This window comes from Phocaeicola sp. HCN-6420 (genome assembly GCF_037890145.1).
GTDB lineage: Bacteria > Bacteroidota > Bacteroidia > Bacteroidales > Bacteroidaceae > Phocaeicola.
In genome coordinates this window covers 49,162-75,040 of sequence record NZ_JBBKBJ010000007.1, presented here as the reverse complement: position 1 = coordinate 75,040, position 25,879 = coordinate 49,162, and the positions used below count along the sequence as shown (strand labels likewise).

Genomic DNA, 25,879 nt, shown 5'->3' with positions numbered 1-25,879 from the left:
TATCGTTGAAACTTATGGATAATTGGTTGTGTAGCATTATTTTATGGGGAGATTAAAAATTCTTGCCAAATTGCGATAATTGATTGATAAGCCAACTCGTCCTGATCTGTAATAAAAAAGGTTCTATCACTCCATTGTGGGAAATGATAGAACCTTTTTCTATTTATTTCGGTAACCTGCTATTAGAAACCAGCCAGGCTGACAATCTTGTCGACAGCTGCACTAAGTCCGTCAGGATTCTTACCACCGGCAGTTGCAAAGTGAGGCTGACCGCCACCGCCACCCTGAATCAGTTTGGCAGCTTCGCGAACCAGTTGTCCGGCATTCAGTCCGGCCTTAACCTGATCGTCGCTCATGGTTACGGTAAGCAACGGCTTGTTTTCGAATACGCTACCGATTACAACGAACAGGTTTTCGGGGAACTGTCCCTTCAACTGGAAGGCAATGTTCTTTACGGCATCGGCAGGCATCGGGAGTACGCTCTTGATGACTTTCACACCGTTGATTTCTTTTGCACTTTCAATCAGCTTGTTCTTTACAGTAGCTTCTTTTTCTTTCATGAATTCTTCTACCTGTTTCTTCAAGCCGGCATTTTCTTCGATGTATTTCGAGATAGCAGCTTTCAGATCGGGAGCGTTGTTGAACAACGCTTTCAGGTCGTTGAATGTATCTTGTACGGTATCGAACATTTCTTCTACCTTGGCACCTGTAACAGCTTCTATACGGCGTACACCGGCAGCTACAGAGCTTTCAGAAAGAATCTTCACCATACCAATCTTTCCGGTTGCCGATACGTGAGTACCACCACAGAATTCGATAGACGAACCGAACTGTACGACACGTACTTCATCGCCGTACTTTTCGCCGAACAAGGCAATCGCGCCCAGTTCTTTTGCCTTTTCGATAGGCAGGTTACGGTATTCTGTCAAAGGAATATCTTCGCGGATCTTGGCATTTACCAGATGTTCTACCTCGCGAAGCTGTTCCGGAGTTACTTTCTGGAAGTGAGAGAAGTCGAAACGCAATGAATCAGGAGTAACCAAAGAACCTTTCTGCTCTACGTGAGTTCCCAGTACCTGACGCAATGCTTCGTCCAGCAAGTGTGTACAAGAGTGGTTGGCTGCACAAGCTGCACGCTTGTCGGTATCTACACATGCCATCATCGGAGCATCCAGGTGTTCCGGAAGTTTCTTAGCAATGTGGATAGGAAGATTGTTTTCTTTCTTGGTATCGATGATGTCGATGGTTTCGAATTCGCTTACCAGTACGCCGGTATCACCTACCTGACCACCACTTTCTGCATAGAACGGAGTGTCGCTCAGCACAATCTGGTAGAGAGTCTGGTTCTTTTGCTTAATCTGACGGTAACGTAGAATGCTGGTTTCGTATTCGGTATAGTCGTAACCTACGAAGTTTGTTTCGCCTTCCTTCAGTGTAACCCAGTCGCCTGTTTCTACGGCAGCAGCGTTACGTGCACGCTGTTTCTGCTTCTGCATTTCAGCTTCGAAGCCTTTCACATCGGCTGTCAGACCGTTTTCACGCAAAATCAGTTCGGTCAGGTCGAACGGGAATCCGAATGTATCGTACAGTGTAAATGCGTCTACACCGCTGATTTCAGTCTTGCCGGCAGCTTTGGCTTCAGCCATTGTCTTGTCGAGCAGGCGGATACCAGTTTCCAGTGTGCGGAGGAATGATTCTTCTTCTTCCTTCATTACTTTCTCAATCAAGGCCTGTTGTGCTTTCAGTTCAGGATAAGCACCGCCCATATTCTCGATCAGTACCGGAACCAGCTTGTACATGAAGGCCTGCTTCTGTCCCAGGAATGTATAAGCGTAGCGAACGGCACGACGCAGGATTCGGCGGATTACGTAACCAGCCTTTGCATTCGACGGCAGCTGTCCGTCGGTGATAGAGAAGGCGATGGTACGGATGTGGTCGGCTACCACACGCATAGCTACGTCTACTTTTTCGTCTTCACCGTACTTCTTGCCCGACAAATCGCCGATAGCCTTGATGATAGGCTGGAAAACATCGGTATCGTAGTTGGATGTCTTGCCCTGCAAGGTACGTACCAGACGTTCGAATCCCATACCGGTATCGATTACTTTTGCAGGAAGTGGTTCCAGTGTTCCGTCAGCCTTGCGGTTGTACTGCATGAACACCAGGTTCCAGATTTCGATAACTTGCGGATGATCTTTGTTAACCAGTTCACGTCCCGGAACAGCAGCCTTTTCTTCTGCCGAACGCGAGTCGATGTGGATTTCAGAACACGGGCCGCAAGGACCTGTATCACCCATTTCCCAGAAGTTATCATGCTTGTTGCCGTTGATGATATGATCTTCGGGGAAATACTGAGCCCAGTATCCGGCAGCTTCATCGTCGCGGGCAAGTCCTTCCTCAGGGCTTCCTTCGAATACGGTTACATACAAATCTTTCGGATCGAGTTTCAATACCTTTACCAGATATTCGTATGCCCATCCGATAACTTCTTTCTTGAAGTAGTCGCCGAAAGACCAGTTACCCAGCATTTCGAACATGGTATGATGGTATGTATCGTGACCTACTTCTTCCAGGTCGTTATGTTTTCCACTCACACGCAAGCACTTCTGTGAGTCGGTTACACGTTTGTATTTCGCAGGATGATTGCCCAGGATAATATCTTTAAACTGGTTCATACCTGCATTGGTGAACATCAATGTCGGGTCGTCTTTGATGACCATCGGTGCTGAAGGCACGATCTGATGTCCTTTCGACTCAAAGAATTTTACAAATGAGTCGCGGATTTCGTTTGCTGTCAACATAATGCTTATAATGTCTTGTAGTTAATATTCTCAAAATTGATTTGCAAAGATAATCGGTTTTATTATTTTTGTCCGTATGTTTGATGCAAAAACTTGATGTGTTGCGTCTTAAATTTTTTCAAAACAAGATTTGAATGCGTAAAGTCTATTATATTTATAATCCGAAAACGCGTACATACGACCGTATTTATCCCACTATGCGCCAGCGGGCGATGAGTTATCTGCGGCGTTTGTTTGTGGGCATGGGACTGGGGGCAGGGTGCTTTATCATCTTGTTGCTTATTTTTGGTTCTCCTTCGGAAAAGGATCTTCGTGTGGAAAATTCGCGTTTGCTTTCACAATATCATATTTTGTCAACTCGTCTGGACGAGGCATTGGGCGTAATGCAGCAGCTTCAGCAGCGCGATGATAACCTTTATCGGGTGATTATGCAGGCAGATCCCGTAGCGGATGCCTTGCGCTCTGCCAGTTACGGCAAGACGAACCGTTACGAAGACCTGATGGATATGGCGAATGCAAAGTTGGTTGTGAATACTACTCAGAAGATGGACTTGCTTTCACGCCAGATATATATGCAGTCGAAATCATTTGATGAGGTGGTAGACTTGTGTAAGAAACAGGATGATATGCTGGCGTGTATTCCTGCCATTCAGCCGGTTGCCAATAAAGATTTGAAGCAGACGGCATCGGGATATGGAAATCGTATCGACCCTATTTATAAAACGGTGAAGTTTCATGCGGGCATGGACTTTTCGGCAAACGTAGGTACGCCGGTGTATGCCACGGGAAACGGTACGGTGCAGAAGGCTGGCTGGGAAGGATTGTATGGCAACTGTATCGTGATAAATCATGGTTTTGGCTATGTAACCCGTTATGCTCACCTGAGCAAGATAGATGTGAAGGTGGGACAGAAGGTGGTGCGTGGCGAAACGATTGGGAAAGTGGGAAGTACGGGAAAGAGTACCGGACCGCATTTGCACTACGAGGTACATCTGAAAGGGCAGATTATGAATCCGGTGAACTATTATTTCATGGATTTGGATGCGGATGATTATGATAAGATGATTCAGATTGCTGCCAACCACGGTAAGGTATTCGATTAATGTTGCAGATGAAAAAAACGGAATTATGGCTTTGAAGACTGATAAGGAACTGAAATTATATTATTCCATTCGTGAGGTTGCGGAAATGTTTGATGTCAACGAATCGCTTTTGCGCTACTGGGAAAAAGAGTTTCCTATGATTGCTCCCAAGAAGGCAGGAGGAAATATCCGTCAGTATACGAAAGAGGATATTGAAAATATTCGGCTGGTATATCACCTTGTAAAAGAAAAGAAAATGACGCTTGCTGGAGCCAAGCAGCGCTTGAAGCAGAATAAGGAAAGTATTCGCGATACGGCTGAGATTATTGACCGTTTGCGTCGTATCAGAGAGGACTTGCTCAGTATGCGGAAAGAGCTGGATTATCTTACCTGACAACTGCCGGTATGAGTTGCTTTTGTTTGTAAGATGGATATTGTCTGTAAGTTGCAAATAATCCTTTCGCTATTGTTGGCTTAAACCTTATCCGGCTGAATCTGAATGAAATCTTATTCCCGATTGATACAAACGAATGTGTATTGCTAAAAATGGCATATAAAAGGAAAGTCAGATTTCTCTTTTATATGCCATTTTTTTGTATGCTGGTTTTAGCTGTTTCAGTCGATTATACCCAATTGTCGATGTTGTATATTCTTTAGTCGGCTATGGTATCTTCAAAATTTTCGATACGAGTGACTTTCTTTATCTGTTCTATTTTTTTCAGATTGGTACAGATGGTGTTTACATCGTCTACATCGTGTACATAAAGTTGTATACGTCCCTCGAAAATACCGTCGTTCGATTCTATATTCAACTTGTGGATGTTCACATTGAGTTGTTGTGAAATGATTTGAGTCACATGGTTCAGCACTCCGATACCGTCGATACCTTTAATATACACGTTGACAGGGAAGTTCAATGCCTTGCCCGTTTCCCATTCCACAGCGAGCAACCGGTTGCCGAAGCTGGTCTTTAGTTGTGCAGCTATCGGACACTGGCGTTTGTGAATGACGATACGGTTATTGTCGTCAATGTAGCCAAGAACATCATCGCCCGGGATTGGTTTACAGCAATCGGCAAGAATATAGTTCTTTTGAATAGCATCGGGAGTGAGCTTGATGATCTTCTTCTTGTCGATGTTCAGGGCAGGTTGCTCTGTCTGCTTCTCTTCCTGTTTGTTCTTATTGTTCCCTCCAAATGCAAAGCTGATATATTTCTTCCAGTTGGTTGGCGATGGCTTTTCCTTCAGTTCGTTTTTGTCGGCTTCGCCCAGCGTGAAAACTCCCTGACCTATGTTGAGAGTCAGTTCTTCATAATTCTTTACGTGATGCAGCGTGCAGAGCTTTTTGATATTTTCATCGTTCGTCGGCAGGTTCTCCTGATGGAAGAAGTCGGTAAGCATATCTTCACCTTTCTGCTGCATTTCTCTCTTCTCACGCTTCAGAATGGCTTGGATTTTAGCTTTGGCCTTGGCAGTAGTAGCAAAATTAATCCACGAAGGCTGTACCTTTTGCGACTTGGATGTAAGAATTTCCACCTGATCTCCGCTTTGCAGCTTGTGGCTCAGCGGAACCAGTTTATGGTTGACTTTTGCTCCGATACAATGGCTTCCCAGGAATGTATGGATAGAAAAGGCGAAATCGAGTGCTGTACAGTTTTGCGGCATGGTCTTGATTTCTCCTTTCGGTGTGAAGACAAATATCTCGGATGCAAACAAGTTCAGTTTGATGGTATCGAGGAAGTCGAGCGCATCCGGCTGCGGATCGTCCAGAATTTCCTTGATGGTTTTCAGCCATTTGCTCAGCTCACCTTCATCTTCGCTGCCACCGCCTTCCTTATATTTCCAGTGAGCAGCAAATCCTTGTTCGGCGACATCGTTCATACGTTCGCTTCTTATCTGTACTTCAATCCATTGTCCCTTGTTGCTCATCAGTGTGACGTGCAGTGCCTGATAGCCGTTGGCTTTCGGATGACTTACCCAGTCGCGCAGACGGTCGGGGTGCGGTTTGTATATTTTCGAGATAGCCACATAGATATCGAAGCAATCATTCAGTTCTTCTTCCTCATTTCGTGGAGTAAAGATGATACGTACGGCAAGAATATCATAAATCTCTTCGAACGTGATATGCTTGGTCTGCATCTTGTTCCAGATGGAATAAGGCGATTTTACACGTGCCAGGATGCGATAAGGAATCCCCATTTTATCCAATTGTGCACGGATAGGAGCTGTAAACTCGGTGAAAACGCTTTCACGTTCAGCCTGAGTAGCCTGCAACTTATCTTGTATTTCCTTGTAAGTTTCCGGATGCTCGTATTTGAAACTCAGATCTTCCAGCTCGGTCTTGATACGGTTCAAGCCCAAACGATTGGCCAGAGGGGCATAGATGTAAAGAGTTTCTCCCGCAATCTTGTACTGCTTGCTGGGTAGCATGGAGCCGAGAGTACGCATATTATGCAGGCGGTCGGCTATTTTTATCAGGATGACCCGGATATCATCGTTCATCGTAAGCAAGAGCTTCTTGAAGTTTTCTGCCTGTGCAGAAGCGCGATCGCCAAAGATACCTCCTGAGATTTTAGTCAGTCCGTCAACGATTTGTGCAATTTTCGGGCCGAACAGATTTTCTATATCTTCTACCGTATAGTCCGTATCTTCTACCACGTCGTGCAGTAAAGCCGAGCAGATAGATGTCGATCCCAGACCGATTTCTACGCACGCAATGCGTGCTACGGCAATAGGATGCAGTATATAAGGTTCGCCCGAGCGACGTCGTACCCCTTTATGTGCTTGCTTGGCAAAATTGAACGCTTTGGTAATTATTTCTACTTTTTTGCGGTGCTTGCTTTCCAGGTATCGATCTAACAGTTCTTGAAAGGCATCGTTTATCTGCTTTTCATCAGCTTGCTCTTGTGTAAGTTTTTCATCCGTCATTGTGTTACTCCCTTAATCTATATTGCAAAAATAAAGAAAATAAAGAATTTTACAAGTAGATTCAAGTTTTTTCTTGTCGGATTGTAAGGAAAGAAGAGGTGGAAAACCAAAAAGACTCTCGGCAAACAGGTAAAGTCTGCCGAGAGTCTTTTATAAGATATAGGTGTAAAAATGAGGTTTATCGGATGCGCAATGATCTTCCGGCGCGGATGTTGCTGCCTTTGATTCCGTTCAGCCGGCGTAACTGTGCTACGCTTACTCCGTATTTGGCTGCGATACCACCCAGTGTTTCACCGTTTCTGATTCTGTGATATACTGCTTTTCCCGATTTGGATGAAGATTTGACTTCCGCAACTTCTACCTTACTGCGTCGGGTTTGGTAGACTTCCGGTTTGTAATTGTAGATACTATCTTCATTATCGATGAAGCAACTCATCATTTTGTTGGAGAGTCGTAAGGCGTAAGGCTTTTCGTTTCCCGGAATGATATCCTTTTTGAATTCCGGATTCAGCGCACGGAGTTCATCGATATTCGAGTTGCATACTGCGGCAATCTGCTGAAGATTCAGCGGACGCGATACGTGAATGGTATCAGTTCCTTCCGGCATTTTCATCTCCAATGGGCTGATATTGTGCTCACAGTAATAAGTCATGATATAGTTTGCAGCAATAAATGCCGGTACGTATCCTCTGGTTTCTTTTGGAAGATAATTGTACAGTTTCCAGAAATCTTTTTCTCCACCAGCACGACGGATGGCTTTGTTTATTGTACCCGGACCGCAATTGTAGGCAGCGAGCACCAGATTCCAGTCGTGATAAATGTCGTATAAATCCTTCAGATAGCGTGCGGCAGCGCGAGTCGACTTGATCGGGTCGCGGCGTTCGTCTATCAGGCTGGTAACTTGCAGACCGTAGATTTTACCCGTTGCCAGCATAAACTGCCATAAACCCACAGCTCCCTGACGGGAAGTTGCCATCGGATTCAGGGCCGATTCGATGACAGGAAGATACTTCAGCTCCAGCGGAAGGTCGTACAAATCGAGTGCTTCTTCGAATATAGGCATATAAAAATTGTTGGCACTCAGCATGAATGCAACCTTCTGACGTAAGCGGGTAGCATACATGTCGATAAATTTTCGTACCACTTCGTTGTACGGCATTTCGATAATAGCCGGAATACGTTGCAACCGGTCGATATAAATAGAATCACTGACTTCCGGATTAGCGGAAGTTGCGGTACAGTTTTCTCCCAAATTGATATAGTTTTTCGAAATCCAGTCCAGATACAGACTGTCTGTTTCGGAAAGCATACCTTCGGGCAAGTCGATAGCCTCTTCTACTCCGGAGCTTGAGCGAACAACAATGCTCTGTTCCGTTTTCTGGGCAAAGAGGCTTGAAAAGCTAAGGAAGGCAAGTATGCCAATACATAGTTTCTTCATATTTTAAAATCTAATACTGCATTGCAAGCCTACTCCTTGCGGCAGCTTGCGGTATGCATCGTTAAATATTGTAGGTTCCAGTGTCATCCCCAAATCATTCGATATATCGAAGTTCGACAGTTCGGCATCTACATACGCGTCGATGACCGACAACAGATATACTGCGATAAAAGAGATTATACTTAAATCTCGCTGGCGACGGAAGACATCCTTTCGTTTGCGGAACAGTTCCTGGTAATAATCCAGCCTGTTTTGTACATCTTCCTTGGTATATCCGGCTGGCAGGAAGTCCATATAACTATCGTTATTCGGATTGTCGCTCATGATGTCCTGATATGCCTGTGTGTAATCCTTGTACATCTTGCTGTTCCACGTCAGTGCATAGGTACATCCCACGAATCCTCCGTAGACGATAGGCAGTTTCCAATATTTCCGGTTGTATATCTGACCTGCACCGGGTATGGCAAGCGACAGCCAGATAGAGTTGTTCGGTATAGGAAGCCACTTCTTCTTTTCCTTGACGACTTGAGGTTTCTGGCTTTGTAAAGAGTCACTCTGCCGCATGAGCATGGCAGTATCCACCGGAGCTTCCAGTTCTTCGATGCGCTGCTGGTGTATATTCAGCGTATCGAGTAAGGCAAGGCTGTCGGCTACGTTTTGTGCACGTATCGAGTCGGCAGTCAGTATGCCTTTCCGGTGCTTGAGTGCACGTTGTGCATATCCTTCCGTGCTTCCTCCCCATATCAGGCAGAAAAGCAGTACGATATATAATAAGTATGTAAACGGTCGTTGTCTCAAGACTTGTTCTTTTTTATTCTTTGGGTTTCAATGAGTCCAGTATCTCCATGATTCTTTCCAGATCGGCTTCGTTATTGAAGGGGATACTGATTTTACCTTTTCCTTTGTTGCTGCACGAAAGCTGCACTTTGGTGCCGAAGAAAGAGCACAGATGATTTTGCAACATCGTATATTCTTCGGACAGTTTGGCACCTTTGGGAGCTATTTTCTTACCTCCCGATTCTACGCTTTCACCCGTAGACAATGCCTTTACGATCTCTTCTACCTTGCGTACGGAATATCCTTGGGCAATTATTTCGTTGAAAATACGTATCTGTGTTTTCGGGTCATCCAGTGCAAGCAAGGCACGTGCATGCCCCATGTCTATTTCTTTATTCTTCAGTGCAACCTGTATCTGAGCAGGAAGTTTAAGCAGTCGCAGGTAGTTGGCGATGGTAGTACGCTTTTTTCCTACCCGTTCGCTCAGACGTTCCTGAGTCAGTTCGTATTGTTCGATAAGATGCTGATAGGCAAGTGCGATCTCCAGCGAGTTCAAGTCTTCGCGCTGGATATTCTCTATCAGCGCCATTTCCATGACATTCTCATCGTCGGCAGTACGGATATAAGCAGGGATTGTAGTCAGTCCTGCCAGAATGGAGGCACGATAACGTCGTTCTCCCGCTATAATCTGATATGAGTCCTCGTTCAGCTTGCGTAAGGTAATAGGTTGTATAATACCGATTTCAGCAATTGAGTCGGCAAGTTCTTGCAGGGCAATCGGATCAAACTCTCTTCGCGGCTGGTTAGGATTGACGGATATTTTGCTCAGTTCCACTTCGTTGATGGAAGAGGATCCTGAAGTCTTTACCTCGTCGTTCGTAGAAATCAGTGCGTCGAGCCCTCTGCCCAGTGCAAATTTTTTCTGTACGGCCATATTCGTTTATTCTTTCAGCTTTAAATGCTTCTTAGTTCTTGTTTATAATTTCATTAGCCAGAGCCAGGTGATTCTTGGCGCCCGTAGAGTCTGCATCGTACAAGATGGCAGGTATTCCGTGACTGGGGGCTTCACTCAGCTTGACGTTTCGCTGGATAATGGTTTTGAATACCAGTTCCTGAAAGTGACGTTTAACTTCGTCGTATATCTGGTTGGCCAGACGCAGACGTGAGTCGAACATCGTAAGCAGGAAACCTTCTATTTCCAGCGAAGGGTTCAGTTTTGTCTTGATTATCTTGATGGTGTTCAGCAGCTTGCTGATACCTTCCAGTGCAAAGTATTCACATTGTACCGGAATGATGACTGAATCGGCTGCAGTCAGGGCGTTGATGGTAATCAGTCCCAACGACGGCGAACAGTCTATCAGGATATAATCGTATTCACTTTTCATCGGCTCCAGGGCCTTTTTCATAATCTTCTCACGGTTTTCCAGGTTCAGCATTTCAATTTCTGCTCCCACCAGGTCGATGTGAGAAGGAATAATGTCTAATCCGTCAATATCGGTTGTATAAATAGCTTCCCTGATATCTGTCTGATTGATAAGGCATTCGTAAATAGAACAGTCAATGTCCTTTAAATCAACCCCCAGACCGGATGAAGCATTTGCCTGCGGATCAGCGTCGACTACCAGCACTTTCTTCTCGAGAGTGGCTAATGATGCAGCCAGGTTAATGGTTGTCGTAGTCTTACCCACGCCACCTTTTTGGTTGGCTAAAGCAATAATTTTTCCCATATTAATCAGTTTATCTGATTGCGAAGTAACAAATAATCGTCGAAAGTATGTATCAGCAAATGTCTGCATTTCTTGAAAATGTTGATAACTCACGGCTTTTGTTAATAACTTCGGCGAGGCAAAGATACGTAATTCTGTGTAATTATGTGCCGTGGTTTGAGAAGATTAATATTTGTTGTAACTTTACGGGCAATTATTAATAGTGAAATATATGACAAACGAAAGACCTCTTTTATTACTATCGAACGATGATGGCGTGAATGCCAAAGGAATACGAGAACTTATCGGGGCGTTGCGCCCGGTTGCTGACCTGATTGTTGTTGCCCCCGACGGGCCGCGTTCGGGTTCATCGGGAGCCATTACTTCCGAACATCCGCTCCGTAGTGCAAAGGTGCGTCAGGAACCCGGGCTGACTGTCTATAAATGTTCAGGAACTCCTGTCGATTGCGTCAAGCTGGCTTTGCATGCTTTGGTTCCCCGTAAGCCCGATATGGTGATAGGAGGTATCAATCATGGAGATAATTCGTCGGTAAATGTGCATTACTCCGGTACGATGGGTGTGGTGATAGAAGGCTGCTTGAAGGGGATTCCTTCGGTGGGATTCTCACTTTGCAATCATAGTGCGGATGCAGATTTCTCGGCAACGCTGCCTTATGTGCGCTGCATCGTAGAGGAGGTGCTTGCCAAGGGACTTCCCGAGGGTAAGTGTCTGAATGTGAATTTCCCTGATACGAATGAACTGAAAGGTGTACGAATCTGTCGGCAGACCAACGGGGTGTGGACAAACGAGTTTGTCAAGGCCGACCATCCGCGTGGCGGTTGTTACTACTGGCTTACGGGAGAATACAAGAACAACGAGCCCGATGCCGAGGATACCGACCACTGGGCTTTGGAGCATGATTATGTGGCAATTACTCCCACACAGATTGACGTAACGGCGTATTCGCTGATGGATGATTTGAAACACTGGAACTGGAACGTATGAAGTATTATCTGATAGTAGGAGAGGCGTCGGGCGACTTGCATGCATCGAACCTGATGCGTGCCTTGCAGCACGAAGATCCGCAGGCGGAATTTCGCTTTTTCGGGGGTGATTTGATGAAAGCGGTGGGCGGTACTTGCGTAAAGCATTACCGCGAACTGGCGTATATGGGTTTCATTCCTGTGCTGCTTCACTTGCGAACCATCTTCCGTAACATGGATTTTTGCAAGAAGGATGTCGAAGCGTGGCAGCCGGATGTCTTGATTCTGGTCGATTATCCGGGGTTTAACCTGAAGATAGCCGAATACATCAAGCGGCACACGCAGATACCTGTCTACTATTATATTTCGCCGAAAATCTGGGCGTGGAAGGAATATCGTATCAAGAATATCAAGCGAGATGTTGATGAATTGTTTTCTATCCTGCCTTTCGAGGTCGATTTCTTCAAGAAACATCAGTATCCGATACATTATGTGGGCAACCCGTGTGTGGATGCCGTGGATGATTTTCGCAGGAAAGGACAGGAAACTTTCAGTGAATTTATCACAGCCAACGGGCTGGAGGATAAGCCGATCATCGCTTTGCTGGCAGGAAGTCGCCGGCAGGAAATCAAGGATAATCTGACGCGCATGATTGAGGCGGCACGTAGTTTCCCGCAATATCAGTTCGTGGTGGCGGGAGCTCCCGGCATTGAGCCCGATTTTTACAAGCGATATATCGACAGCAGTACGAAAATCGTATTCGGACAGACGTACCGTTTGTTGCAACAGGCCGAGGCTGCACTGGTTACTTCGGGAACGGCTACGCTCGAAACAGCTTTGTTTCGTGTGCCTCAGGTGGTGTGCTACTACATATCGGCAGGTAAACTGGTTTCTTTCCTTCGCAGGCATATCCTGAAAGTGAAGTATATTTCATTGGTAAACCTGATAGCCGATCGGGAAGTGGTGACGGAGCTGGTGGCCGACGGTATGACGGTTTCTAATATAAAAAAGGAGTTGGCTAAGATTATATCGGGCGGAAACGGACGCTCGCGTATGCTTTCGGAGTACGACCGGCTGATTGGTATTTTGGGAGAGCCGGGTGCGTCGGAACGTGCGGCGACTCAGATTACGGCTTTACTGAAGGCACGCCGTAAAGGTTGAGGTGACTTTTATGATTCGTCTGCGAGAGGTGTTATCGTACGGATGTTGAAATGATTCAGAACGTTGAAGTGACTTTTTATGATTCGTCTGCGGATATTCGTGCAAACGTGGGCGAGTTTCTGAAAAAACGTCGAGACATTTTCTGAAAATTTGTACAAATTCTCAGATTTTTTGTACAAATCTTGAAAACAATATGCCCTTCCTTTCTTTCACTTGTCATTACATTCTGAATCAATGGTTTGCAGGCTGGATTGCCTATTCGGAATGAGTGAAAGAAAGGAAGGGCACTTTCTGTTTTTTTAAGCAGTGATAAGTCCTACTATATACAAGTATACTACAGCTGCCGGAATGGCCATGAGGGTGCTGTCGAAGCGGTCGAGCATACCTCCGTGTCCGGGCAGGATGTTACCCGAATCCTTGATGCCGAGTGTACGTTTCATCAGCGATTCGGTCAAGTCGCCCCACGTTCCGAATACTACAACCGTCAGTCCCAGTCCGATCCAGATACCGGTGCTCAGGAAAGTAAAGAAGTGTGCCAGAATAATGGCAGCGATGATGCTGAATACGGCACCTCCGATAGAACCTTCCCACGACTTCTTGGGAGAAATGCGTTCGAACAATCTGTGCTTTCCGAACAGCATGCCGGTGCAGTAAGCACCCGTATCATTTACCCAGTTGAAGATGAAAATAGACAAAGGTAATATCGGATTATATTGCGATACGCTGTCGGCTGCGCTGCTGTGGTAAGCCAGTACGTTGAGTAAAGCGAATGATAAGGCAATGTATATCTGGCTCATCATGGCGTATGCCCAGTTGTTGAGTGGATTGGGCTGTTTCTTATACAATTCGCTGATGAACAGATAAAGTATCAGAAACAGGTAAGGAATGAAAATTTCATTCGCTCCCGGTACAACTCCGATGTATCCGAAGCAGAGAAACAAGAACAAGCCTGCCAGAATGGATATAGGTTTGTTCATGCGTGTATTCTCCATTCGGTTGACAATGGTTCCAAATTCATTGATTGTAAGTGCACTGATCAGTGCAAACAAAATGGTGAACGAGATAGGGCCTCCCAGAATGCAGCCTACAAGGACGGCTACGAATATAATTCCTGTTATGGCTCGTTGAAGAAAATTGCTTTTCACGGCAGTAGGGGATTTAATGTTTGTTATTAAAATACTTTTGTCACCCAGACGGCCATGCAGGTCGACTGAATGACAAAAGCTTAGTTTCTGTTATGATAAAAATGGTTGTCAGGCTTGTTTCTCTTCATTGGAAACAGTAGAGCTCTCATCTTTTGTTGCTTCCGGCTCTTTGTTTTCCGATTCAGATGACGGTTCGTCGGCCTTCTTTTCAGGTTCTGGAAGGGCCTTTTTCTCGTCAGCCATGATTTCTTCAGAGCGAGATGCCCATGGACGTTTTCCGAATATCTTCTCTACATCCTCAGCAAAAATAACTTCACGCTCTATCAGAAGTTCTGCCAGTTGGTTATGACCTTCCTTATGCTCCAGCAACAATGCTTTTGCACGTGCATATTGTTCGTTTATCATCTTCTGCACCTCCTGATCAATCAGTTCGGCAGTATGTTCACTGTAAGGCTTGTTGAACGTATATTCATCGTTGCTGTAGTAGCACAGGTTAGGCAACTTGTCGCTCATGCCTGCGTATGCTATCATGCCGTAAGCCTGTTTGGTTACTCGTTCCAGGTCGTTCATGGCACCGGTTGAGATGTGTCCGATGAAAACTTCTTCGGCAGCACGACCTCCCAGTGTAGCACACATTTCGTCCAGCATCTGCTCCTTGGTCGTAATCTGACGTTCTTCAGGCAGATACCATGCTGCACCCAGTGCACGTCCTCGCGGAACAATGGTTACTTTAATCAGCGGGTTAGCGTGTTCCAAGAACCATGAAATAGTGGCATGTCCAGCTTCGTGCAGGGCAATGGCACGTTTTTCGGCTGCGGTCATCACCTTTGTTTTCTTTTCCAGACCGCCGACGATACGGTCGATAGCTGCTAAGAAATCATCTTTTCCCACAGATGTCTTCGAATGACGTGCCGCAATCAAGGCTGCTTCATTACATACATTGGCAATATCAGCACCGCTAAATCCCGGAGTCTGACGTGCCAACAGGTCAACGTCTACCGTATTATCCAGTTTCAACGGGCGGAGATGTACTCCGAAAACCTCCTTGCGTTCGTTCAAGTCGGGCAGATCGACGTAGATCTGACGGTCAAATCGTCCGGCACGAAGCAAGGCCTTATCCAGAATATCTACACGGTTGGTAGCAGCCAGTATAATAACTCCACTATTCGAACCGAATCCATCCATTTCTGTAAGCAACTGGTTCAATGTGTTTTCGCGCTCGTCGTTACCTCCCATGCTGGGGTTCTTTCCACGGGCACGACCCACCGCGTCAATTTCATCGATAAAGATGATACAAGGAGCCTTTTCCTTTGCCTGACGGAAGAGGTCGCGTACACGTGAAGCTCCCACTCCGACAAACATTTCTACGAAGTCGGAACCTGAAATGGAGAAGAACGGTACATCCGCTTCGCCGGCAACCGCTTTGGCAAGCAAGGTCTTACCGGTTCCCGGAGGGCCTACCAGCAATGCACCTTTAGGAATTTTACCTCCCAGTTCGGTGTATTTTTGAGGCTGTTTCAGAAATTCTACAATCTCTTCCACTTCTTGTTTGGCAGCAGCCTGACCGGCTACGTCCTTAAACGTAATGCGGTTGGCTCCTTTCTCAAACAATTGAGCCTTGCTTTTTCCTACGTTGAAAACATTTCCGGCACCGCCCGGACCTCCACCACCGCTCATACGGCGCATGATGAACATCCATATTGCTATTAATAACAGGAAAGGAGCAATGTTCCAGAATATCATACTGAAATAATTCGTATGCTTTTCGTAACTGATGGAACCTGTGAAATGTCCGTTGTTCTGTTCTTCGTCAAGAAATTTATCAAGTGACTCCATCGATCCTATCTGTACGTTGACCGAAGGACTTCTGCCTACTTTGTTGGCATCTTTTCCAAACACATCGACAATGTGTTCAGGCTTGATAAACATATCTACAGTATTGTCATCGTAAGCAATGATTTTATTGGCATAACCTTTGCTTACCATATCCTTGAATTCGGTGTAAGTTATTTCTTTGCTTGCGCTTCCGTCTTCGCTGGAAAAGTATAAAAATCCGAAAACAAGTGCGATAATAACGTACAGCCAGCTCAAACTTGGGCGCGGCACGTTGATTTTGGGTTTATTGTTATTGTTTAAATTTTCACTCATACAAGTTTAAAAATAAAATTAGTCAATATCGGGAAGAGAAGTCAGCTTGGCATCAGCCCACAAATGTTCCAAGTTATAGAAATCTCTTACTTCCGGTAAAAATATATGCACCAGTACATCTCCATAATCCATGGCTACCCATTGGGCATTACGTACGCCGTCTATTCCATATACTTTGTTGCCGGTTTCTTTCCGAACGTATTCTTTTACTGAATCTACGATTGCCAGGACCTGGCTTGGTGAGTTTCCCTGACAGATAACGAAGTATTTGCAGATTGTATCTTCTATATTGGTTAAGTCAGCTATAACGATGTTCTTTCCTTTTTTTTCTTGAATGCCTTCTGTAATTTTCTTTACTAAGTTCTTTGTTTCGTCCATTATTATTATTCTCTGTTTTTATTTTAGTATTTACATATTTAATAATGTAGCAAATATACTTGCTTTTCTGTATATCACGAAGGAATGAAGCTTAATTCTCTTTTTCTTTTGTTTTTTTTTGAAAAAAATGCTTCAAACTATTGCGGTATTAGGAAAAAGTAGTACCTTTGCAGCGTCAAAAACGAAATGATTGACGAAACAATTGATTTTGGGCTATGGTGTAATGGTAACACAACAGATTCTGGTCCTGTTTTTCTTGGTTCGAGTCCGAGTAGCCCAACATCAGAACAAACGAAAGTCTTCACGGAGAAGACATCGTAAATATAAGTTTGGGCTATGGTGTAATGGTAACACAACAGATTCTGGTCCTGTTTTTCTTGGTTCGAATCCGAGTAGCCCAACAGAATAGAAAGCGTTTCAGATTTATTCTGAAACGCTTTTTTATTTTTATCTATGTGTGTATCCGCAATTTTATTGGAATGAAATTCTTATTCTTTAAGGTCAAGATGTTGTTTCTGCTTTTTCTTGTTGTAAAATGAGAGAAAAGGAAAGGGACGAAAGAATTCATTCGAAAATCCTTCGTCCCTTAATTATGGATGATGTGTTGAATTTGTCTAAAAACAGGTACGGAAAGTATTATCTTGTATACTGACCGTACATTGCCATTGCACTTGTATTCAAGTTCTTTTTGATGGCTTTGAATAAGTTTTTCACTTGTTTCATAATGTTATCCTTTCGTTGTTTTTGTGTTATAAATACTTTTCTAATCTTATCAGTCGCTCTCTTTTCTGAGAGTTGTTTTAGCTTAGTTATCCTTCTTTTTATGTTTTACAACACAAAATTACGGGTTTTTGTTTGCCCACCCATACATTTTATTGAAAAAATGCGCAATGACTTCTTTTTCTTGATTTAGGTCAATGAATCTGTTTTAGGGGATGAGTAATGAAGAGTCTCCATAGCTCAGAAAACGAAAATCGTGAGATAAAGCATAGTCGTAAATGTTGCGCCAGTCACCCTTAACGAAAGCTGAAACAAGTAATAACAATGTACTTTGTGGCTGATGGAAGTTTGTGACCATACGTTTGACAATTTTATACTCATATCCCGGAGCAATGATAATCTGCGTGCTGGTATGAAGTGCGTCAAGACCATGACGGTTCATGTAGTCTAAGATACATTGCAAAGCCTCTGTCGTGCTAAGAGTGGGATTTGATTCATAAGGTTGCCACTGCTTTACGTGCAGGTCTTCCTGACTTGCATCCGGATTCTGGCTGATAGTTACACCTATATAATATAGACTTTCCAGCGTACGTACAGAAGTGGTTCCTACTGCTACAGCTTCTCCATGGTGTGCAATCAGTTTCTCGATGGTTGTCTTGTTGACTGAGATATACTCGGTGTGCATTTCGTGTCCTTCTATCTCTTCACTCTTGACCGGTTTAAATGTTCCGGCTCCAACGTGAAGGGTAACTTCCTCCAAGTCGACACCTTTGGCTTTCAGTGCAGACAGCACCCGTTCCGTAAAATGTAATCCGGCAGTAGGAGCGGCCACCGATCCTTTTATTTTTGAATAAACTGTCTGATATGTTTCCTTATCACTTTCCTGAGTTTCGCGGTTAAGGTAAGGAGGTATAGGCAATTCTCCGAATACTTCAAGGATGTCGGCGAAAGTAACTTCCGGATTATCCCATGTAAAGTCTACCCAGTGGCTTGTACCATGACATGCGCCACGCTGGGCGGTCAGCGTGATGGTTTTTCCTTTTACCGTCATTTCCTTATGCAAAGCCCCCTCTTTCCATTTCTTCAGGTTACCGATCATGCACAGCCATGCCGAGTGACTGGTTTGCTGAAAGTTCAGTGCGTAATCATTGGGCTGGATAGGTTCCAGACAGAAAATTTCGATCAATGCACCCGTTTCCTTACGGAAATGCAGTCGTGCCTGAATAACTTTGGTATTATTGAATATCATCAGCATGCCCGGTTCCAGATAATCGGGCAGGGAAGTAAATATTGTTTCACTGATTTTGCCATGCTGATATACTAACAGCTTCGACTGGTCGCGTACGGGAAGTGGGAATTTGGCGATACGCTCATCGGGCAACGGATAGTTATAATCGCTGATTTTTATATGCTTAGTTTCTGTCATAGTGTTGAGTAGTATGATTTACGTGGGTGCAAAATTACAGAATTTCTTCGGGTATCAGAGTAATGCCTGTCGAAAATTTACAGCTCGCTACATTTTGCCTGAAGAGTAGAAAGAAATGATTTTATAAAAAAACGGTTCAACCGACTGAAAAAAACTGCCATGGAAAGCAATCGTATTGTTGCGACCGACAGGAATATTGCGTTTTTTGTTTTCCGAATAAAACCATTATATTTGCACTACATATCTTTTGTAATAAACAAGATAAATATACGTAAGGTATTACCTGATAGATAGGAACGGAAACTCTTTTATAAAGAGTTTTTTATGTAATATAAAATAAGGAGGACAAAACGATGAAAATAGGAGATAAAGTCCGTTTTCTCAGCGAAGTGGGAGGCGGTATCGTGAGAGGATTTCAAGGAAAAGACGTGGCATTGGTAGAGGGTGACGATGGCTTTGAGATTCCGATGCTGATAAAAGAGTGTGTCGTCATTCAGACAGATGATTATAATATTCCTCTTAAATCGACCAAAAAGCCTGAAGTTCCGCAGCCGGAAGAGGAAGTGGAAGAAGAAAAACCGATTACTTACCGTGCTCCAGAAATACGTGGAAACGATGTGCTGAACGTATATCTGGCTTATGTGCCTCAGGATGTAAAGGCAATCTCTTCGACAGCTTTCGACGCTTATCTGATAAACGACAGCAATTATTTCGTCGATTATCTGTACTTGTCGGCCGAAGGAAAAAGCTGGACATTGCGCAGTCGCGGCACTATCAAGCCAAACATGAAAATGCACTTGGAAGAATTCGATAAAGGTGCGTTGAACAGCATGGAACATGTGGCGGTACAATTGCTGGCTTACAAGGACGACCGTACGTTTCTGTTGAAGAATGCCGTCAATACGGAAGTGCGCATTGATACCGTAAAATTCTATAAACTGCATACTTTCCAGCAGACCGATTTCTTTGCAGAACCTGCTTTGGTATATGATATCGTGCGCGATGATGAAGAAGTAAAGCAAGTGTATGTTTCGGCCAACGATATCAAGGAAGCCTTGTTGCAGAAAAGTGTGTCCGATGCTCCTGCCAAATTGCAGAAAAAACAGCATAAAGTAAAAAATGATATTGTAGAAATCGACTTGCACATCCACGAGTTGCTGGACGATACAACAGGCATGGGAAATGCCGAGATGCTGAATTATCAGCTTGACGTATTCCGCAAGACACTGGAAGAATACAAAGACAAGAAGGGACAGAAAATAGTCTTTATTCATGGCAAGGGCGACGGTGTATTGCGTCGTGCCATTCTGGATGAACTCAAGCGCAAGTACAAGAATTATCCCAGTCAGGATGCTTCGTTCCGTGAATATGGTTTCGGAGCTACTATGGTGACCATCCGATGAGGTAATAGATTCAATTCCTCACTTCCTTTTCTGTTACATTTTCCAGCAAGAATGCTGAGGATTGGCAGGAAAAGAAGTGAGGGATTTTTTTTGCTCCACCGGAACTTGTTTATTTTTTGTACAAATCTTTTTTGTTTTTGTACAAAAAATAAAAAAACGTCGAGACATTTTTAGAGAAAGGCCCGCATGATTTTCTGAGCGATTCACAAGGAAAGCATAACTGTTACATAATTCGGTTTTGGAGGTTATATTATCTTTTCCTTATCAAGTTGTGTTTGATGTCTGTTTTGCACAAATAAAACTATACCTTTTTAACGAGATAAGTTAATAATAATGTGTACCTTTGCGGGCTGAAATCAGAACATGCATATGCAACAAGACAATAAACCTATTATTGAAGTAAGAAACGTGTCGAAATTCTTTGGTGAAAAGACGGCACTCGACCATATTAACTTATCTATCCGCAAAGGTGAGTTCGTGACAATTCTTGGTCCTTCGGGATGTGGAAAAACCACTTTGCTGCGACTCATTGCGGGGTTTCAGACTGCCTCGGAAGGGGAGTTGTACATCGACGGAACAGAAATCACGCAGACACCTCCTCATCGTCGCCCGGTGAATACGGTGTTTCAGAAATATGCGCTGTTTCCTCACCTGAATGTATATGATAACATTGCTTTCGGACTGAAGCTGAAAAAAATGCCGAAGGCTGAAATGGAGAAAAAGGTGAAGGCGGCACTGAAGATGGTGGGCATGACCGACTATGAATACCGTGACGTAAACTCGTTGTCGGGCGGACAGCAGCAGCGTGTAGCCATCGCCCGTGCCATTGTGAACGAGCCGGAAGTGTTGTTGCTCGACGAACCTCTTGCTGCACTCGACCTGAAAATGCGTAAGGACATGCAGATGGAGTTGAAGGAAATGCACCGCCGTCTGGGGATTACCTTTGTTTATGTTACTCACGATCAGGAGGAGGCTTTGACGCTGAGTGATACCATTGTGGTCATGAGCGAAGGAAAGATTCAGCAAATCGGTACGCCGACCGATATCTACAATGAGCCCATCAATTCGTTTGTTGCTGATTTTATCGGTGAAAGCAATATCTTGAACGGTACGATGGTGCGCGACTGTCTGGTACGTTTCTGCGGGCGCGAGTTTGAATGTGTGGATAAGGGATTTGGCGAAAATGCTCCTGTCGACGTGGTAATCCGTCCGGAGGACTTGTATATTTTCCCAGTATCCGATGCGGCACAGCTTCGCGGTGTGGTGCAGTCGTGCATCTTCAAGGGCGTACATTACGAGATGGCAGTGGCTGTAGGCGATTATGAATTTCTGGTACAAGACTATCATGCCTTCGAAGCAGGCTCGGAAGTCGGTCTGCTCATCAAGCCGATGGATATACATATCATGCATAAAGAACGTGTATGCAATACGTTTGAGGCATCGATGGTGGACGAAACACATGTGGAATTCCTCGGTTGTGAGTTCGAATGTCCGCGGGTGGATATGAGCAACTCGTCACGCGACTGGAAGCACGTGAAGGTGGAAGTCGATTTCGACAAGGTGATTTTGCAGGACAATGAAGAAGACGGAATGCTTACCGGCGAGGTGAAGTTCATTCTTTACAAGGGAAACCATTACCATCTCACGGTTTTGTCCGACTGGGACGAAAATGTTTTTGTCGATACCAACGATGTTTGGGATGACGGCGACCGCGTGGGTATCACCATCCCTGCTGAGGCTATTCGTGTAATTTGTTAATATAAGGATAATGAAGAAATTGCAACATTTTTTCTCTTCACGTAAGAGTTGGGTTTTGCCTTATCTCATTTTTTCGGTCATATTCGTAATTATTCCGCTGTTGCTGATTGTAGTATATGCGTTTACCGATGATATGGGACATCTTACATTGGCCAATTTCAGTAAGTTTTTTGCTCATTCCGAATCGGTCAATACCTTTGTTTATTCTATTGGCATTGCTATTCTCACCACGTTGGGATGTATCTTGCTGGGATATCCGGTGGCATGGATTCTGAACAACTGCAAGAATCTGAGTTATTCACGCACGCTGATCATGCTGTTCATCCTTCCGATGTGGGTAAACATCCTGGTGCGTACGCTCGCTACGGTCGCCTTGTTCGACTTTTGCCGGCTGCCGCTGGGCGAAGGAGCTCTCATTTTCGGCATGATATACAATTTTATTCCCTTTATGATTTATCCTATTTACAATACGTTGCAGAAAATGGACAGAAGTTACATCGAGGCGGCACAGGATTTGGGAGCCAATTCTTTCCAAGTATTCTGGAAAGTTATTTTTCCATTGTCCATGCCGGGAGTAGTGAGCGGTATCATGATGGTATTCATGCCTACCATTTCGACCTTTGCCATTGCCGAACTGTTGACTATGAACAATATCAAGCTCTTTGGAACAACCATACAAGAGAATATAAACAACAGCTTGTGGAACTACGGAGCGGCGCTTTCACTCATTATGTTGTTCCTGATTGCTGCAACATCCTTGTTCACTCCCGAGAATAAGGACGAGTCGGAGAGAGGAGGAGGCGTATGGTAAGAAGAATCATCGAGCAGATATATCTGTGGGTATTGCTGATATTGCTTTACGCACCTATCCTGATTATTGTCGTTTATTCGTTTACCGAGGCGAAAGTGCTGGGCAACTGGACTGGCTTTTCATTCAAGCTTTATGAGTCGTTGATGAATACCGGTGCACATCATTCGCTGATGAATGCGTGTATCAATACCATTGCCATAGCTTTGATTGCCGCTACTGTTTCCACGTTGTTGGGAAGCATTGCGGCCATTGGTATATTCAATTTGCGAACCCGTAGCCGGAAGGCCATGGGATTCATCAATACGATTCCTATCCTGAACGGTGATATCATAACCGGTATTTCCTTGTTCCTGCTTTTTGTTTCGCTGGGCATTACACAGGGATTTACTACCGTTGTGCTGGCTCATATTACGTTCTGTACGCCATACGTGGTGCTGAGTGTACTTCCTCGCTTGAAACAAATGAACCCAAACCTGTATGAAGCGGCACTCGACTTGGGGGCTACACCGATGCAGGCGCTCTGGAAAGTGATTATTCCCGAGATACGTCCGGGTATGATCAGCGGTTTTCTGCTGGCACTGACTATCTCGTTCGACGATTTTGCCGTAACCGTATTTACTATCGGTAATCAGGGACTGGAAACACTTTCTACTTATATCTATGCCGATGCACGTAAAGGGGGACTTACTCCGGAGCTTCGTCCGCTGTCTGCACTGACGTTTGTCGTTATATTGATATTGTTGATTATTATTAACCGTAGAGCTGGAAAGGCTCAGAAGAAATAAGGCTTTGCAGGAATAAAGCCATGTGTCGAAACGTAGAATGAAAAGATTATATCAAGTTATTGTGTGCCTGTGGACTTGTCTTGCCATGGCAGGCTGCTATAATGCTGACGAGTCGCGTCAGAATATACTGAAAGTGTATAACTGGGCCGACTATATTGGGGAAGGTGTGCTGGAGGATTTCCAGAAATATTACAAGGAGCAGACCGGAGAAGATATACGTATCGTGTATCAGACCTTCGATATCAATGAAATCATGCTTACCAAGATTGAAAAAGGACATGAGGATTTCGATGTGGTGTGTCCTTCGGAATACATCATTGAACGTATGTTGCATAAGGGATTGCTGCTGCCTATCGATACGGTATTCGCACATTCTCCTAACTACATGAAAGGAATTTCTCCCTATATCCGCCGTCAGATAGATAAACTGGGTACAACGGAGAATCCTGCAAGCCGGTATGCAGTATGTTATATGTGGGGAACTGCCGGATTGCTGTACAATACGCAGTATGTTACTGCTCAGGATATGGAAACATGGGGTTGTCTGTGGGATAAACGCTTTGCAGGACGTATTCTGATGAAGGACGCTTATCGTGATGCTTATGGTACAGCTATGCTGTATGCACATCGCAAACAGCTTGCCGAAGGTACGGTTTCTGTTCCAGAACTGATGAACGATTATTCTCCTGCCGCCATGGATACGGTAGAAAAATACCTGAAACTGTTGAAACCGAATGTAGCGGGCTGGGAAGCCGACTTCGGAAAGGAGATGATGACCAAGGGGAAGGCGTGGATAAACATGACATGGAGCGGTGACGCACAGTGGGCTATCGAAGAAGCTGAGCTGGTAGGTGTAAATCTTGCTTATTCTATTCCGGAAGAAGGTAGTAATATCTGGTACGACGGATGGGTGATTCCCAAGTATGCCAAGAATGTAAAGGCTGCAAGTTATTTCATCAATTTCTTGTGCCGTCCCGATATTGCTTTACGAAATATGGAAGAAAATGGGTATGTCAGTGCAGTGGCGGCTCCCGAAATTATGGAGGCTTGCATCGATACAACACTGACCGAAACGGTGGATGCCAGCTATTTTTTCGGACCGGAAGGGCGTAATGTAAAATTGCGTAATACACAATATCCCGATATTTCCATCGTAAACCGCTGCTCCATGATACGCGATTTTGGCGACAAGACGGTAAATGTACTCGAGATATGGTCACGCATCAAAGGTGATAACCTGAACAGTGGCATTGTTATTCTGATTTTCGTAGTGGTAGCCGGGCTGAGTATCTGGCAGATACGCCGGCGGGTGCTGGCATACAAGCGCCGTCGGAAACAGCATCGCAAGCGTCGCCGCAGGTGATTATCCCTAAAAGAAATAGGAAACTCCCTATTGGCAAATAGAAAGTTTCCGTTGCAGGAGGATTTTTATCCTCCTATTTTTGTATCAGGAAATCAGAAAAATATTAGAATATGAAAACCAGAAAGTTTATATTACTGTTTTGCGTGATGCTTTGTACATGTTTGTTGCCGGCACATGCTTCCTCTTTGGGCGATATTCGCGTTAACGCTCGTTTTTTGACTGACCGGATGGCTTTCGAACTGAACTTGAATCAGAGCCAGTATAACGATTTGTTTGAAATTAACTTTGATTTTCTGAGTGGGGTAGATCCTTATCTGACCGGCATGGCCTGTGCTGATGCCGCTGCGCTTGATGCGTACTACCGGTATTTGGATGAAAGAAATGACGACTTGCGCTGGGTACTTTCCAGTTCGGCCTATACACGTTTTCTTGCGATAGAATATTTCTTCCGTCCGATTTATGCCATGAATAATGTGTGTTACCTGCGTGTGTACAAGGTATATCCCAACAGAAGTTTCTTTTATTTCGGGCGTCCCGTACACTATCTTACCTATTGCGGTGCGCATAGTCGCCGGTTCTATCGGAATACAGGCTTTTACCGGACTCACTTTACCGGTCGTTATCACCACCCCGTCTATAGGGGAAATTTCCACAGTCGTCCGGAATTCAGGAAACACGACTTTATAGCTCCTCGACCGGCCAAGAATCCGGGCTACCATTTCACTCCGGTTCGTCCTTCGAAACCGGGAGCTCCGGCACATCGTCCCGAAGCACGTCCGCCTTACCGTCCCGGATCAAGCGTGCGGCCTACTCCCAACCCCGCTCCCAAACCCGAGAAACGCCCGTCGAAAGTTGACCACAAACGGCCTGCTTATACGGGGAATGCTCGTCCGTCGCATCCGGGTGTTTCAAAACCTTCGGGCAAGGTCCCGAATCGGGTAACACGCCCCTCAAACACAGAGTCTAAGGGGAGTCGGAAACCGGTGCGTCCAAGTGGAAAAGAGAATAGAAAGCCGGTTAAACAAACAAAAGAAAAATCTTTCTTGCACAACATGTAAGTAAAGCT

The 25,879-nt window shown here is 44.7% G+C and carries 20 protein-coding genes and 2 tRNA genes; 12 read left to right on the top strand and 10 right to left on the bottom strand.

Features of this window, described 5'->3' with window-relative positions; genetic code table 11:
• Positions 1-182 precede the first annotated feature (182 nt).
• Positions 183-2,801: an alanine--tRNA ligase gene (alaS, locus tag WKT12_RS06190; RefSeq protein ID WP_340319152.1), complete on the bottom strand. Its 2,619-nt coding sequence runs from the start codon at positions 2,799-2,801 to the stop codon at positions 183-185.
• A gap of 134 nt (positions 2,802-2,935) precedes the next feature.
• Here alaS and WKT12_RS06185 point away from each other — a divergent pair, with 134 nt between their 5' ends.
• Complete coding sequence (locus WKT12_RS06185; protein ID WP_340319151.1) at positions 2,936-3,904, top strand: M23 family metallopeptidase; 969 nt, start codon at positions 2,936-2,938, stop codon at positions 3,902-3,904.
• A 25-nt stretch (positions 3,905-3,929) separates the two neighbouring features.
• A complete protein-coding gene (locus WKT12_RS06180) occupies positions 3,930-4,277 on the top strand; it encodes a MerR family transcriptional regulator (RefSeq protein WP_340319150.1) in 348 nt (115 codons plus the stop codon).
• Positions 4,278-4,536: 259 nt separating this feature from the next.
• Here the strand turns inward: WKT12_RS06180 and WKT12_RS06175 are convergent, their stop codons facing one another.
• The 5 genes from WKT12_RS06175 to WKT12_RS06155 form a co-directional block, all read right to left on the bottom strand.
• Positions 4,537-6,810, bottom strand: coding sequence for a RelA/SpoT family protein (locus tag WKT12_RS06175; RefSeq protein WP_340319149.1), 2,274 nt, complete (start codon positions 6,808-6,810; stop codon positions 4,537-4,539).
• Positions 6,811-6,988: 178 nt separating this feature from the next.
• A complete protein-coding gene (locus tag WKT12_RS06170; protein WP_340319148.1) occupies positions 6,989-8,248 on the bottom strand; it encodes a lytic transglycosylase domain-containing protein in 1,260 nt (419 codons plus the stop codon).
• 3 nt (positions 8,249-8,251) lie between these two features.
• Positions 8,252-9,046, bottom strand: a complete 795-nt coding sequence (locus WKT12_RS06165; protein WP_340319147.1) for a DUF5683 domain-containing protein — start codon at positions 9,044-9,046, stop codon at positions 8,252-8,254.
• A gap of 13 nt (positions 9,047-9,059) precedes the next feature.
• Positions 9,060-9,959 (bottom strand): ParB/RepB/Spo0J family partition protein, encoded by a 900-nt coding sequence (locus WKT12_RS06160; RefSeq protein ID WP_340319146.1) that lies wholly within the window; start codon positions 9,957-9,959, stop codon positions 9,060-9,062.
• A 31-nt stretch (positions 9,960-9,990) separates the two neighbouring features.
• Positions 9,991-10,752 carry a ParA family protein gene (locus WKT12_RS06155; RefSeq protein WP_340319145.1) on the bottom strand — a complete coding sequence of 254 codons (762 nt, stop codon included), beginning with the start codon at positions 10,750-10,752 and terminating at the stop codon, positions 9,991-9,993.
• A gap of 211 nt (positions 10,753-10,963) precedes the next feature.
• Here WKT12_RS06155 and surE point away from each other — a divergent pair, with 211 nt between their 5' ends.
• The gene (gene surE / locus WKT12_RS06150; RefSeq protein WP_340319144.1) at positions 10,964-11,737 is read left to right on the top strand and encodes a 5'/3'-nucleotidase SurE; all 774 of its coding nucleotides are present in this window, start codon (positions 10,964-10,966) and stop codon (positions 11,735-11,737) included.
• Positions 11,734-12,876: a lipid-A-disaccharide synthase gene (gene lpxB / locus WKT12_RS06145; protein WP_340319143.1), complete on the top strand. Its 1,143-nt coding sequence runs from the start codon at positions 11,734-11,736 to the stop codon at positions 12,874-12,876. Before surE ends, lpxB begins: the two co-directional genes overlap by 4 nt.
• A 299-nt stretch (positions 12,877-13,175) precedes the next feature.
• On the opposite strand, the gene WKT12_RS06140 is transcribed toward lpxB, so the two are convergent.
• The 3 genes from WKT12_RS06140 to rsfS form a co-directional block, all read right to left on the bottom strand.
• Entirely contained in the window at positions 13,176-14,021 is an 846-nt protein-coding gene (locus WKT12_RS06140) for a phosphatidate cytidylyltransferase (RefSeq protein ID WP_340319142.1), read from the bottom strand.
• Between the two features lie 108 nt (positions 14,022-14,129).
• Complete coding sequence (gene ftsH, locus WKT12_RS06135; RefSeq protein WP_340319141.1) at positions 14,130-16,169, bottom strand: ATP-dependent zinc metalloprotease FtsH; 2,040 nt, start codon at positions 16,167-16,169, stop codon at positions 14,130-14,132.
• An 18-nt stretch (positions 16,170-16,187) separates the two neighbouring features.
• Positions 16,188-16,547, bottom strand: a complete 360-nt coding sequence (rsfS, locus tag WKT12_RS06130) for a ribosome silencing factor (protein WP_340319140.1) — start codon at positions 16,545-16,547, stop codon at positions 16,188-16,190.
• 209 nt (positions 16,548-16,756) lie between these two features.
• On the opposite strand from rsfS, the gene WKT12_RS06125 reads away from it, so the two are divergent.
• Together WKT12_RS06125 and WKT12_RS06120 are read left to right on the top strand one after the other, a co-directional pair.
• Positions 16,757-16,827, top strand: a tRNA-Gln gene (locus tag WKT12_RS06125).
• A gap of 50 nt (positions 16,828-16,877) precedes the next feature.
• Positions 16,878-16,948 (top strand) — tRNA-Gln (locus WKT12_RS06120).
• Positions 16,949-17,475: 527 nt separating this feature from the next.
• Here WKT12_RS06120 and queA read toward each other — a convergent pair.
• Complete coding sequence (gene queA / locus WKT12_RS06115) at positions 17,476-18,693, bottom strand: tRNA preQ1(34) S-adenosylmethionine ribosyltransferase-isomerase QueA (protein WP_340319139.1); 1,218 nt, start codon at positions 18,691-18,693, stop codon at positions 17,476-17,478.
• 353 nt (positions 18,694-19,046) lie between these two features.
• On the opposite strand from queA, the gene WKT12_RS06110 reads away from it, so the two are divergent.
• The 6 genes from WKT12_RS06110 (at position 19,047) to WKT12_RS06085 (ending at position 25,871) form a co-directional block, all read left to right on the top strand.
• Positions 19,047-20,096: a DUF2027 domain-containing protein gene (locus tag WKT12_RS06110; RefSeq protein ID WP_340319138.1), complete on the top strand. Its 1,050-nt coding sequence runs from the start codon at positions 19,047-19,049 to the stop codon at positions 20,094-20,096.
• Between the two features lie 363 nt (positions 20,097-20,459).
• Entirely contained in the window at positions 20,460-21,854 is a 1,395-nt protein-coding gene (gene potA, locus WKT12_RS06105; protein ID WP_340319137.1) for a polyamine ABC transporter ATP-binding protein, read from the top strand.
• A 10-nt stretch (positions 21,855-21,864) separates the two neighbouring features.
• Positions 21,865-22,665 (top strand): ABC transporter permease, encoded by an 801-nt coding sequence (locus WKT12_RS06100; RefSeq protein WP_021970525.1) that lies wholly within the window; start codon positions 21,865-21,867, stop codon positions 22,663-22,665.
• Positions 22,659-23,450, top strand: a complete 792-nt coding sequence (locus tag WKT12_RS06095) for an ABC transporter permease (protein ID WP_021970524.1) — start codon at positions 22,659-22,661, stop codon at positions 23,448-23,450. Before WKT12_RS06100 ends, WKT12_RS06095 begins: the two co-directional genes overlap by 7 nt.
• 37 nt (positions 23,451-23,487) lie before the next feature.
• A complete protein-coding gene (locus tag WKT12_RS06090) occupies positions 23,488-24,813 on the top strand; it encodes an ABC transporter substrate-binding protein (protein WP_021970523.1) in 1,326 nt (441 codons plus the stop codon).
• A gap of 110 nt (positions 24,814-24,923) precedes the next feature.
• Positions 24,924-25,871 carry a hypothetical protein gene (locus WKT12_RS06085; RefSeq protein ID WP_340319136.1) on the top strand — a complete coding sequence of 316 codons (948 nt, stop codon included), beginning with the start codon at positions 24,924-24,926 and terminating at the stop codon, positions 25,869-25,871.
• Positions 25,872-25,879: the final 8 nt, after the last annotated feature.